Source organism: Mesorhizobium sp. WSM4976 (genome assembly GCF_029625685.1).
Taxonomy (GTDB): domain Bacteria; phylum Pseudomonadota; class Alphaproteobacteria; order Rhizobiales; family Rhizobiaceae; genus Mesorhizobium.
Map to the genome: position 1 here is coordinate 1 of NZ_JARTVT010000044.1, position 12,703 is coordinate 12,703.

The 12,703-nt window shown below is 58.7% G+C and carries 11 protein-coding genes and 1 riboswitch; of the genes, 7 read left to right on the forward strand and 4 right to left on the reverse strand.

Annotation, left to right across the window (positions count from 1 at the left end; genetic code table 11):
- Positions 1–296: 296 nt before the first annotated feature.
- Genes P9272_RS33300 through P9272_RS33310 form a run of 3 tightly spaced genes read right to left on the reverse strand, consistent with a single transcriptional unit; the run spans position 297 to position 4,755 of the window.
- Positions 297–1,352 (reverse strand): hypothetical protein, encoded by a 1,056-nt coding sequence (locus P9272_RS33300; protein ID WP_063169411.1) that lies wholly within the window; start codon positions 1,350–1,352, stop codon positions 297–299.
- Positions 1,349–3,415 carry a hypothetical protein gene (locus P9272_RS33305; protein ID WP_063169412.1) on the reverse strand — a complete coding sequence of 689 codons (2,067 nt, stop codon included), beginning with the start codon at positions 3,413–3,415 and terminating at the stop codon, positions 1,349–1,351. Before P9272_RS33305 ends, P9272_RS33300 begins: the two co-directional genes overlap by 4 nt.
- Before the next feature lie 2 nt (positions 3,416–3,417).
- A complete protein-coding gene (locus P9272_RS33310; protein ID WP_063169413.1) occupies positions 3,418–4,755 on the reverse strand; it encodes a metallophosphoesterase in 1,338 nt (445 codons plus the stop codon).
- A 491-nt stretch (positions 4,756–5,246) separates the two neighbouring features.
- Between P9272_RS33310 and P9272_RS33315 the strand changes: the two genes are divergently transcribed.
- The 7 genes from P9272_RS33315 (at position 5,247) to P9272_RS33345 (ending at position 11,230) form a co-directional block, all read left to right on the forward strand.
- On the forward strand, positions 5,247–5,510 hold the full coding sequence (locus P9272_RS33315) for a hypothetical protein (protein WP_082826710.1): 264 nt from the start codon (positions 5,247–5,249) through the stop codon (positions 5,508–5,510).
- A 317-nt stretch (positions 5,511–5,827) separates the two neighbouring features.
- Positions 5,828–5,944, forward strand: a riboswitch (TPP riboswitch).
- 103 nt (positions 5,945–6,047) lie between these two features.
- Positions 6,048–7,883, forward strand: a complete 1,836-nt coding sequence (gene thiC / locus P9272_RS33320; protein WP_063169414.1) for a phosphomethylpyrimidine synthase ThiC — start codon at positions 6,048–6,050, stop codon at positions 7,881–7,883.
- Positions 7,880–8,881: a glycine oxidase ThiO gene (thiO, locus tag P9272_RS33325; RefSeq protein WP_063169415.1), complete on the forward strand. Its 1,002-nt coding sequence runs from the start codon at positions 7,880–7,882 to the stop codon at positions 8,879–8,881. Before thiC ends, thiO begins: the two co-directional genes overlap by 4 nt.
- Positions 8,850–9,047, forward strand: a complete 198-nt coding sequence (gene thiS, locus P9272_RS33330; RefSeq protein ID WP_024504260.1) for a sulfur carrier protein ThiS — start codon at positions 8,850–8,852, stop codon at positions 9,045–9,047. Before thiO ends, thiS begins: the two co-directional genes overlap by 32 nt.
- Before the next feature lies 1 nt (position 9,048).
- Positions 9,049–9,822, forward strand: a complete 774-nt coding sequence (locus P9272_RS33335) for a thiazole synthase (RefSeq protein ID WP_024504259.1) — start codon at positions 9,049–9,051, stop codon at positions 9,820–9,822.
- Positions 9,819–10,424 (forward strand): thiamine phosphate synthase, encoded by a 606-nt coding sequence (locus tag P9272_RS33340; RefSeq protein ID WP_063169416.1) that lies wholly within the window; start codon positions 9,819–9,821, stop codon positions 10,422–10,424. Before P9272_RS33335 ends, P9272_RS33340 begins: the two co-directional genes overlap by 4 nt.
- A complete protein-coding gene (locus tag P9272_RS33345) occupies positions 10,415–11,230 on the forward strand; it encodes a hydroxymethylpyrimidine/phosphomethylpyrimidine kinase (RefSeq protein ID WP_063169417.1) in 816 nt (271 codons plus the stop codon). The genes P9272_RS33340 and P9272_RS33345 overlap by 10 nt, the downstream gene beginning before the upstream one ends.
- Before the next feature lie 905 nt (positions 11,231–12,135).
- On the opposite strand, the gene P9272_RS33350 is transcribed toward P9272_RS33345, so the two are convergent.
- Complete coding sequence (locus P9272_RS33350; RefSeq protein ID WP_063169418.1) at positions 12,136–12,702, reverse strand: hypothetical protein; 567 nt, start codon at positions 12,700–12,702, stop codon at positions 12,136–12,138.
- Between the last annotated feature and the right edge of the window lies 1 nt (position 12,703).

The window sequence follows — 12,703 nt, forward strand, 5'->3', positions numbered from 1 at the left end:
AATCCTGCAATTCCAAAGCCGCTATCCGCCTCAATCAACAGGCCAGATCAATGGCTTGCGGATAGTTCACGGCCGACTCACTATTTCTATGCTGAACAGTCTCGCCTGAGTATATGTTTTAGCTAGTCGCTAATTAGACGGAATTCTGCCAGTCTGCATTCCCCCCTGATCTGATGTAGAGCAGCTTCCAAGTGGGAATTAGCCCCCCATCGACCGGATCGGGCGACACGAACATGCGCTGAAGGCTTGGCGGAACGGCTACTGGGACCATGATGCTACTCGAATGCAAGATAGTGTCAGAACGTCCCGGGAAGGCTGCAGGCAGGGGATGTCAGGTCAATCAGCCTATAGATATGATACCGCCCATTCGCTGAGACTTCACGATGGGCATAGGAGGTGGGAATTCTTGCCTTGAGATGGACGCGGCTGTCGGAGCAGGCGAGCACGGCAGCAGCGATGGCCTGAACCTTCGGGCCGCTGACAAAAACGTTCACCACCGCACGCGAGCCGAACCCGTCGAGATACGTCTCGAAAGCATCGAGGTGGGCCATCAGCCCGAAAGCCTGGATGTCGCGAACTTCGCCATCTTCGAGCCGGTGGGTTTCACGTACCTTGGCCACCTGTTGATCGAGCAAAGCATCGATATGCGCATTCTTGTCGCTTCTTGGGACGAGGAGCGAGATCCGTTCCGGACTGACGATATCGATCAATCCGTAGAATACGTCGGCATCTCCTCCGATCCCCACGAGCAGGACTTTCTCTTCGCCCATTCCTCCGCTGCCTTGAAGATGAGGGACGGTGACGTATCGGTCCAAGCCGCTGGAAAAATCCTCTTTGCCGATCGCGTTCCCGTAGATACCTTCGGCGTACCCGAATTCGAGAGACTGAATCGACATTTTCTTGAATGCCACCGCAATCAGCCATTGGATGTAGATTCGCGGCATCGTCGAGCACTCGACGAAAACCTTCCGCAGGCTTCCTTCGTATGAGCCACATGAAGCGGCCATCTGAGTGAGCAGGTGATCGAGGAGATTGATGTTCTTCTGATACTCGATGGAAGGCTCGAGGGTGATCACAGTCACTTCGACGCCCCATCGGGTACCCATAGCGATGAGCTTTCGCCGGTTTTCTTCGACGGCTGGGACGTTCGCTTCCTTCAGAGCAAAGTCCAGAACCACGATCTTGCCGACCTTCAGGTCAAGATGGTTTTCGAACGCGGCGAAACGCGTTTCCCATCCAAGCGCGACGATCGCGATATCTGCCTCCATCGTTTCGCAGGTACCTGCATCTCTCGCCTTCTCGGTGACGGCCAGATGGCCGAAGACTCGATACTCGACAGTTGAAGCGGTCATTCGAGATCGCTCTCGAAAAGCGAGTGCTGGAATTCGGTCTTGAGTGCGGGCCGCGCGACGAGCTCCTTAAACACCGAGTCGGCCCAGTCTTCTGGGAGCCGATGCCTGGTAAAAAGCAGGTCGACCATCCGCGCCGCAGGGATTGTGTTGATTTCGTACGGGCCGCGATAGGAGAACCCGAAGTAAGGTGCAAATCGCCGATGCAATCTGATCATCATCTCCTTCGATGCGGGGTCGGCGCGGTCCACCTCAAAGTTGCCGGCGGCGGAGACCTCCCGGATAAACCCATCCCTTTCCGCCCGACGCAGGACCTCGTCCAGTTTTCCGCTGGGTTGCTCCAGTCGGTTCACCAGCGAGCGCATTTCCTTTAGATCAACCCTGAAAATGCCTCTCTCTGTCGTTCCTAGAGCATTTTCTTCGGCAAACTCTGTCTGGAGGCGAGCGGTCAGGTAACCCAACGCCCGCACCATGCGCACGCTCTCTTCTTCGTACGGATGTGAAAGCGCCTGAAGTCCATCAAGCTTCCGTTGAGAGGCGGCGTTCACAGCCTGTCTCTGCTGTTCGAGATGAATCTGTAAATCCGAGTTGATGAATTCCACCAGTTTTCGTGGATCACTGGAACTCGGAACACTGCGGCGGAAGATCTCTCCCATTATATCAAGGAAATCGCGTATACAGACGTCGCTCAATGATGTGATGATCTGGTGCCCTACGTACGGGTAGTCATGCAGACGCAGCATCTGGCACGCTTTCAGAAAAGCCCATCCCTGTTTCCGGGCGATCGACCTCTTCAGATTTGAAGCATCCGCCTTGCTCATGGGCCGGCGCTTAATTTCCGGGTTCATGAGCGCGAGCGCCAGCCCTTCGGCATAAGGGCGCGCTTTTCGATCAAGAAGGAATTGCTGCTGATCCGCCGTCCTCAAATTCACGGAGAGGAATTCACGTGCTGCATCAGCAAGTGCCACAAGCTCTTCTCTGCCCTCGGAATGACCCGATATGATAACCCGCTCGATGATGTCATTGACGGAAAGCCGCCCCAGCCGGTTTTTGAGCGAAAACGCGCTGAGCGCATCGTTGCGCTCGAGATCACTCCGCAGATGGTCAGGAAGCGCATAGTACAGCCGAAGCGACGACACGTTCTCGCACAGCGTGGCGAACTCCCTCGGATCGACTGAATCAAGATTCTCGACGTCCCGGTCAGCATTCGAGAGCGACTGGCCGGGTATGATCGTCCGGATCGTGTCGTAGAGGCCGCCGATGTAGGCGAGGACCCATTTCACGTTGCCGCGCGTCTTTCTCACCAAGGTGTTCAGGAACTGCTGTTGGAGCGGTGTCAGTGCTTCACAGTCGTCAATCAGTATCTTGAAGAAGGGCGCCCTGTCACCGGCGAAAGATGGGCCATTTAAAAGTGGAGTGATCGCGGTCGCGACCTTGTTAATGATCGCGCCAGGGTCTGTTGCTCTGAAGCCGGTCGCTCCGGCATCGGCGGCAAAGAAGAACGCGTTGAAGCATTCGTCGACGTACCGGGTTATCCCACCCCGCAGCTCATCGATGCTGAAGAAGTCGAGACGGGCAGGTTGGGGTATGAAGTGCAGCACTTCGCGATGCAGTGCCAGGGCGACGTCCCTATCTTCGGAGGCCCGGTATTTCAAGTGGCCGTCGCGTCTGAGCTGGCCGATGCTCTCGAGCAGGCGTTCGACTATCTTCAGCTCCAGATAGTGAGAGAAGATTACGAATTGCCGCGGGATCACGGCGGCCGTGTCGAAGCGTATCCGCTCCGGAATGAGGTTCAGAACGGCGTTGTCGATTAGGGGCGAGAATGTCTCATTGAGCTGGAAGAAGACGCCATACCAAGCGAGCTTGCCGACTTGGTCCGAGAGACTTTTGTCTTCAAGAATATGGACTGTGGAAAGCGAGCGAAGAATGCTGGTCTTGCCGCTGCCTCTCGTCCCTGCGACGAAGACCGGCTTGGCGGCGGCAGAAATCAACGCCGACTTCTGACTGAACCACAGTATCGGGCGGCTTTCGTACTCGATCCTGTTGGGGCCGAACGGATTCTCCATCGCTATTCGTCCCTTACCTTAATGCGCCAAGCCGAGTTTGCCTTGGTGAGGCCGTCTATCTCGATGAAGCGCGCCGCTTGGAGCATCAGAAGAGAGTCTTCCAGATCTAGCCCGAGCTCGGCGGAGGCAGCAATCTCAGTGATCTCGTCCCAGAAGAGTAACCCATTCCCGCGCCTGGTGGCATGGTCGCGCAGTCGGCGCAGCAGGTCAAACGTGTCGTTGTTCAGAAAGGCCTTGCCGTTGGACATGGTCGAAATAAAGCAATGTTCGCCTTCCATGACCGTCCCGTCGGCGACATTGGTGCGGTAGGGTATAAGTCGGATGCCGACGAGCTCTCCCTGATCGGTCGTGAAGAAGACGAGCTCATTGAAACCTGACTGTATCTCTGGTGCTGAGATGCAGATCAATTTGCCGTCCGGAAACCTTGGATCGTTGACGATCTCGACCGGATCAGCATGTATGTGTCCATGCAGGTAGACGATAGGCTTGTTGCCCTGCAGCAGCTGAGTTCTGACAAATCCGCTGTTGAGCATCTCCGCGTATGGCGTAATGCGCGGAGTCTTTTGTGGCAGCAGATTGTGATGGCCGATTATGATGCCGTAACGCATGTCGGGCTGCTGGAGCAATTCCTGTAGGCCTGCAAGCATCTCACGCGAGATGTATGGCGTGTCCATCTGACCGTAATACTCGTCGTCGGACGCCTCCTTGTCTGGATCGCTGGGAGGTGTCGCGGGCGAATGTCCCGAGATGTCCGGCGAGCCGAGATCTAGAGGCTCTGTAGAAGGACTGAGTGCCTCGAGACGATCACGAAGGAACGCGGGAAGGTTTTGAAGCTCCCAACTGCCTATCGCTGTGTTGACGAGGATGAAGTTTGCGCCTGCGGATCCTGTCGGAAGTCTGAAGTGCACGGGTTGGTCCACGGGAACGGTCTGCCAACCCAAGCGGGCGGCTAAACTCGCCATTTCGCTGAATTTCTCAGTCGGTCCAAGTTCGCGCGCGTCATCACGGTTCACATCGTGATTTCCCGGTACGAATATCAACGGAAGCGCCTTTGAACTGCGTCCCTGTGCGCGGCAGAGCAACGTGAAATGCTGGAATGCCGAAGCAATGAAGGTCTTGTCGCCACGGCTCGTGAAATCCCCCATGAAGGCGATCGAATCCAAGGGCTTCGAAGTCGTCAGCCGCCGAAGTTTCGTCAAGACGGCACGCAGCGAAGACGCGCGTAGCTTCTGCGTTATTTTCGGAGCGAACTTGCTATCCTTGGCATCGATGTTGCTAGAGGAAGGATGCCAGTCCGGATAGTGAATATCGCCTACTTGAAGGATTCGCACCCGCCGCATAACTCGCCCCCCTGCCGAGAGCCATAGACTAATCCGTTCGCTTTTGCCAAGCGCGAACGATCATCCGCAGTGTCCTTAACGAGGTAGCCTGCACTTTTCGAGAATTGCCACGGCGGCTATTTTTCGGCTGTGAAGCACACGAGACCCGTGACGTGAGACCCAGTTGCTCAATGCCCAGTTGCTCAATGAGCTTTCTTACGAATAAGGGAGAATTTCCGCGGCCGGACTATCTCTGAGCGAGCGTGCATGACTGCCAACGGAAGGTCTTGCACGCACCCTTGCGATCTTGAGCAATGGTCGCCATGACTTTCTTCTTGCAGGCTTTTGAGTGGCCCAGCCTGCGATCACCAGACCCCACCGATTCTAAAGAGCGTGGCAGATGGGATAGTCGAGGTTGCCCGTGCACAGTCACGCTCAGGGCTTGCGCCGCCCAGAGGACACGCTGAAAAGGCAGATTGGGGCGCAAGCACGCCATTCACGAGAGGTTCGACATGAAGACCATGCAAGAAAAAGACATTCCGGCATTCGTACAAGCAGTTGTGGACGCCGGCTGCAAAATTTGCGCGATTGGCAACTTGGGATACGTCTTTGGCGATGCTGATTTCACGCCAGCGCAACGGAGGGCCGTCGAGCCACAGCTGCGTAGGATTGCTGAAATCTACGGCGAACGCGATCATCTCATGAACGAGATAGCTGTATATCTGCGGTCGATCGGACGCCATGTCGAGGTTGAGCCGAAGACAGGTATTTCCTGATGGCCGTGATCGCGAGAAGCCGTCTTCCAACCTCTGAATCCTAAAGGAGGTGACCCCCAAGGCCGTTCGTCACCTTCGACCAGAATAACCACATCCGTGACCGCCTGAGCTACTTGGTCGATACGCGCACATGGCCAATACAGTTTCTCCATCCTTCACGAAGCGAATGAGGCTTTGGCCATTCAGCCCCGGTCTACGGGGCGTGACTTGTCCCCGATGCATGCGCGAGCTCTCCGCCCGGCTGGCCGCCGGTCGTCGCCACCGGCCGAAGGCGCCCGAATGCGCTTGACAAGATAGCGTCAGCCCGTTCAACCTAAGGCATTCACCAGGGGAGTCCCGGCAAGGGGCTGAGATACTGCTGGCTTTCGCGGCGCAGTGACCCGTTGAACCTGATCCAGTTCATACTGGCGTAGGGACGGTGCAAGCGCTTTGCGGGAGTTTACGCCCGAGGTCCTGTTGCAGCAGGTCTACAGAAGCGTCTTTTCATCCTTCCGGCACAGAACTGGGTCTCCAATGCATGAGCAAAGGAGCCTCACGATGAATGCCCTCACCCCCGCCGTATCGACGGGACCACTGCCCGCCTCGCGGAAAATCCACAAGCCCGGCGTCCTCTACCCGCAGATCAGGGTGCCGATGCGCGAGATTTCCGTCCATCCGACGGCCGGCGAACCGCCCGTCACCGTCTACGATCCGTCCGGCCCCTACACCGATCCATCAGTCGAAACCAGCATCGAAAAAGGCCTTGCCCGGCTTCGCCACGAATGGGTCACGGCGCGTGGCGATGTCGAAGCCTATGACGGCCGCCACGTCCGGCCGGAAGACAATGGATTCGCCACCGGCGAGCGCCTGACACCGGAATTTCCGATACGCAATCGGCCGCTCAAGGCCAAGCAGGGCAAGGCGGTGACCCAACTTGCCTATGCGCGCGCCGGCATCATCACGCCAGAAATGGAGTTCGTAGCCATCCGCGAGAATCTCGGCCGCGAGGTGATGCGCGGCAAGCTGCAACGCGACGGCGAAGCCTTCGGCGCGGCGATCCCAGATTTCGTCACACCCGAATTCGTGCGCGACGAGGTGGCGCGCGGGCGCGCAATCATTCCCGCCAACATCAATCATCCCGAGAGCGAGCCGATGATCATCGGTCGCAATTTTCTGGTCAAGATCAACGCCAACATCGGTAACTCGGCTGTCACATCGTCGATGGCCGAAGAGGTCGAAAAAATGGTCTGGGCTATCCGCTGGGGCGCGGACACGGTGATGGACCTGTCGACCGGCCGCAACATCCACAACATCCGCGACTGGATCGTGCGCAATGCGCCGGTGCCGATCGGTACGGTGCCGCTCTATCAGGCGCTGGAAAAGGTCAACGGCATCGCCGAGGATCTGAACTGGGAGGTCTACCGCGACACGCTGATCGAGCAGGCCGAGCAAGGCGTCGACTATTTCACCATCCACGCCGGCGTGCGGCTGCACTACATCCCGCTGACCGTCGACCGGGTCACGGGCATCGTCTCGCGCGGCGGCTCGATCATGGCCAAATGGTGCCTGCACCATCACCGGGAGAGCTTCCTCTACGAGCATTTCGAGGAGATCTGCGACATCGCCAGAGCCTATGACGTCTCCTTCTCGCTCGGCGACGGCCTTCGTCCCGGTTCAATCGCCGATGCGAACGACGCGGCGCAATTCGCCGAACTGGAAACACTTGGAGAACTCACCAAGATTGCCTGGGCAAAGGACTGCCAGGTGATGATCGAAGGCCCGGGCCATGTCCCCATGCACAAGATCAAGCAGAACATGGACAAGCAGCTCGCAGTGTGCGGTGAGGCGCCGTTCTACACGTTGGGGCCGCTGACGACCGACATCGCGCCGGGCTATGACCACATCACCTCAGGGATAGGTGCCGCCATGATAGGCTGGTTCGGCACCGCAATGCTTTGCTACGTCACGCCGAAAGAGCATCTCGGCCTTCCCGACCGCAACGACGTCAAGATTGGCGTGATCACCTACAAGATAGCCGCCCATGCAGCCGATCTGGCGAAGGGCCATCCGGCAGCGAAAACCAGGGATGATGCCCTTTCGCGCGCGCGCTTCGAGTTCCGCTGGGAGGACCAGTTCAACCTGTCGCTCGACCCCGAAACCGCACGGTCCTTCCACGACCAGACCTTGCCCAAGGAGGCGCACAAGCTGGCACATTTTTGTTCGATGTGCGGGCCGAAATTCTGCTCCATGCGCATTTCCCACGACATCCGTGCCGAGGCCCAGAAGGAAGGCATGGCGGCAATGGCGGCAAAATACCGGGAGGGCGGCGATCTCTACATGCAGGCGGACGAGACTGGCGTACCGGTCGTGCCAGAGGCTCCCAAACCATCATGAGGGTGCTCGTCAAAGGGGCCGGCGTTGCCGGCCTCACCGTCGCTTTCGAACTCGCCGCCCGCGGCGCGACGGTCACCGTCGCCGAGATGCGGCATGGCCTTGGTGGCAACGCGTCGTGGTTCGCCGGCGGCATGCTGGCGCCATGGTGCGAGCGCGAAAGCGCGGAGCAGCCGGTGCTGGATCTCGGACGCGATGCTGCCGACTGGTGGGATGCGGTGCTGTCGGGTCAGGTGACACGGGCCGGGACATTGGTCGTGGCCGCGCCGCGTGATGCCGGTGAGCTTGACCGGTTCGCCAGTCGCACGTCAGGGCATCGGCGCGTCGATGAAAACGAAATTGCGCTCCTGGAACCCGACCTCGCCGGCCGCTTCCGGCGTGGATTGCTCTTCCCCGACGAGGCTCACCTCGACCCACGCCCGGCGATGGCGGCACTTCATGACAAGCTTGCGACCATGGGTGTCAAATTCCACTTCGGCTGCGACGCCCGGCCTGTTTCGGGATTCGCCCGTCAGATAGACTGCATGGGAATGGCAGCGGCCGATGACAGGCTGCGCGGTGTTCGCGGCGAAATGCTGATCCTTCGCACGCCTGATGTCTCGCTGTCGCGGCCGGTCCGTTTGCTTCATCCACGCTTTCCGCTTTATGCCGTGCCGCGCACCGATCACCGTTTCATGATCGGAGCGACGATGATTGAAAGCCAGAGCGCCGGACCGGTGACGGCGCGTTCCATGATGGAGCTGCTGGGCGCCGCCCATGCCCTCCATCCGGCCTTTGGTGAGGCCGAGATCGTTGAAACCGGTGTGGGTGTCCGTCCGGCATTTCCCGACAATTTGCCACGCGTCGAAACAGACGGTGAGATCATCGCGATCAACGGTCTTTATCGTCACGGTTTTCTCCTCGCCCCCGCCATGGCGCGCCAGGCTGCCGACCTGGTTTTCAGTCAAGACAGAACCAAGGAGCATGCTCATGAAACTGATGGTCAACGGCGAGGCGCGTGAGATTGCCGCCACCACGCTGGCCGAGTTGCTTGCCGCGCTCGACTATGAGGGCGATTGGCTCGCCACCGCCGTCAACAGCGACCTCGTGCACAAAGCCAACCGCGCGGAGTTCCAGTTGAGCGACGGCGACCGGATCGAAATCCTCTCGCCCATGCAGGGCGGCTAGCATGTTGGAGCTTTATGGAACCGAGCTTTCGTCGCGCCTGCTTCTCGGCACGGCTCAGTATCCTTCGCCGGCCATCCTTGCCGATGCAGTCAAGGCATCGGGCACGTCGGTGGTGACCGTCTCGTTGCGGCGTGAGATGGCGGGCGGTAGGGCCGGCGAACAATTCTGGTCGTTGATCCGCTCGCTGGGCGCCAGAACCCTGCCCAATACCGCCGGCTGCCTCTCCGTCAAGGAAGCCGTCACCACCGCGAAAATGGCGCGCGAGGTCTTCGGCACCAACTGGATCAAGCTCGAAGTGATCGGCAATCACGACACGCTACAGCCGGATGTGTTCGGTCTGGTTGAAGCCGCCCGCATCCTGTGCGAGGACGGCTTTGCGGTATTCCCCTATACCACCGACGATCTCGTTGTCGCCGAGCGGCTGCTGGAAGCGGGCTGCAAGGTCCTGATGCCGTGGTGCGCACCGATCGGTTCCGCCTTGGGACCGGTCAACATGACGGCGCTGCGCTCGATGCGCGGATATTTCCCTGGCGTCCCGCTGATTGTGGATGCGGGGCTCGGACGGCCGTCGCACGCGGCCACCGTCATGGAACTCGGCTTTGACGCCGTGCTCCTGAACACAGCGGTCGCCAAGGCGGCAGATCCGGTCGGCATGGCGCGTGCTTTCGGTAAGGCGGTCGACGCCGGTCGTGAGGCGTTCAGTTCGGGAATGCTCGAACCGCGCGACGTCGCCGTGCCATCGACACCGATGGTCGGCAGGGCCGTTTTTTCATGAAGCTCGATCCCTTCTACCTGATCGTCGACAGCGCCGCCTGGATCGAAAGGTTGGCGCCGCTCGGCGTCAAGCTGATTCAGCTTCGCATCAAAACCATGGATGAAACCGGGCTGCGCGCGGAGATCCGCAAGTCGAAGGCCTGGTGTGTCCAACACAAAAGCCAGCTCATCATCAATGATTATTGGCGCCTGGCAATCGAGGAAGGCTGCGATTTCGTGCATCTGGGCCAGGAGGATTTGCAAACGGCCGACCTCTCGAGGATACGGGCAGCGGGCGTCAGGCTCGGATTGAGCACGCATGATCATGTCGAGCTGGAAACGGCCATGTTTGCCGAGCCCGACTATGTCGCGCTCGGTCCGATCTATCCCACCACTTTGAAGAAAATGAAGTGGGCACCGCAAGGGCTAGAGCGGATCAGCGAGTGGAAGCGGCGGGTGGCGCCGATCCCATTGGTCGCCATCGGCGGCCTCAACCCCGACCGCCTCGACGGCGTCTTTGAGGCCGGCGCCAACAGCGCCGCAGTGGTCACGGACATCACGTTGAGCTTCGACCCCGAAGCGCGCACGCGAGAATGGATCGAAAAGACGGACCGATGGCGATGAGACGAGAACCGCATGTGCTTGTCGTTGGCGGATCAGATTCCAGCGGGGGTGCTGGAATAGCACGCGACATCGAGACGATCTCTGCCGTTGGCGTGCGCACCTGTCTCGCCGTCACAGCGCTAACGGTGCAAACGCACGACGCCGTGATCGAAATCCATCATTCGCCACCCAGCATGGTGGCCAATCAGATGTGTGCCGCGCTACAGGCCAACGACGTAGCCACAATCAAGATCGGCATGCTGGCGACTGCCAAGATCATTGTTGCCGTTGCCGCAGTGCTGCGCAAATTTCCGCAAGTGCCGGCAGTACTCGACCCTGTGCTGGCCTCCACCTCAGGCCGCGCACTTCTGGAAGCAGGCGCTATCGCTGCCATGAAGCGCGATTTGATGCCGCTTTGCTGCATTGTCACGCCCAACCTTCCTGAACTGGCGCTCCTTACTGGTTCCGAACCGGCTTCGGATGAGGACGGTGCGCTCCAACAAGGACAAAGACTGCAGGCCGTCGGCCCTCAGGCCCTGCTGATCAAGGGTGGGCACGCGTCGGGTCCCCGATCGGCCGATATTCTGTTACGCTCCGATCATGAACCCATCCACTTCGACACGCCGCGCCTTGCTATATCGATGCGCGGAACAGGTTGCATGCTGGCCAGCGCGATTGCGGCGCATCTGGCGAAGGCGAAGTCGCTCGAAGATAGCGTGCGCGAAGGCAAGCTGTTTGTGTTCGAGAAGCTTCAGAAATGCCGGCTGAATAATCACAACGTTCTGCGTCCAGCCAAGCAGACCCATTTTCCAGAATTTTTCCAGTAGCGAGACTGGAGGGCTACTGCTTCTCTATGCCATCCTTACAACGCGTTGAGTTCCACTGTGCCGTCCAGAATTATCTGTCGTTGTCCAGAATTAAGCCGGGCTTAGAACTGAAACGAACCCGCCGAAAGGTACGAGCGGCCCTCACTCGATAAGGGTTACCAAACCTATTCCTGTGGGCTACCAATCCGCGTGGTGGGTGGCCTTAGGTTACCAATCAGTGTGGCGTCCGGAATTATCTGCCTCTCTCCGGAATTAAGCCGAGATTAGAAGATCGGTGCGGTATTGCGCCCGGTCAAACCGTGTCGATTTGCGGCGTAGCCGACGTGTCTCACGCTTGGCGGCGTCGCACGCTGGTCCCGATTGTCGCCCGAATATCTGCCTACCGGCGACAGTGAATGCGCCAAGCTAGACCTTCGTCGATAGGGCGGCTCCGGTTTACCAATCCTGTCGTCCTAGGTTGACCAATCCGTTGTCGACCGTGAGCGGGTTTACCAATAAGGGCGGCTATATTCTGCGCAAACCCAATCACCTGATGCCAATCCAGAATTAATCGTCATTAAGGGCATTGGTAAACTCAGTCTGAAACCCCACCCTTAGCCAGAAAACTCTCCTGTTTTCAATCGCATAGCCCGCCCGCCAGCAACCGATAATTCGGGACCGGTAAACCCGTGAAAGGCCCAATAATTCCGGACGTCACACCAGTCTGCCCTTTTATGCGACTTTTCGAGCACAGACCGGGAACATCTGACCGTTTCCATTCATCGCCCAAGGCCGGTTTAGCGCTGGAAAAGCCAAAGTGCGGGAGTAAGAATGGCCGCAACGGGGCCGGAAGCCGTCGGTCAGCTTTCGGGGAGTGATCCCGGTAAGTTCGCAACTCATTCGCTTCTTTTCTGCAGTCCCCGCCATTACGAGTTGGCGGTGTCGGTCGCCGAGGGGATCAACGCCATTACTGCGGCTAGTTCGGCCCTCCGGACGAGGAATGGCATGCGCGTCGTCCCATAGTGCTTGGCAAGATGGAAGCGGTGCATGCCTCCTACGATGTGAACTTGGCCTTGGTACTCGCCGAGCAAAGGCGGTGTGACACCGCGGCCATGCAGCCATCGGTAGGCGATCCCACAGCTCTTGCTCTTGTAACGTTGATGCCAAGGACCCTTGTCCCTGCTGGCGGCGTAGGTAAGCCTGCCGCCAACGTCAGTGACATCAGCGTCGATAAGAATGAAATCCGTCGAAGCGTGGTCGCTGGGATCATCGCCGTCGAACGCGAGATAGAAGTTTGCAGGATCGCAGTCCCATATCGCAGTCAGTGCAACCGGAATGTTCTTTCTTCCTTTGCACCAGATGTCGACCTTGCGTTTCTCCTGAGCGCGGGCGACCTCGAAGGCTTCGTCTAGTTTTCCTTCCGCGACATCCATGGCTGTGATGACGTTCAAGCCAAGGGCCGTCAGACGGTTGATCTCGTCCACGTTCGCCATG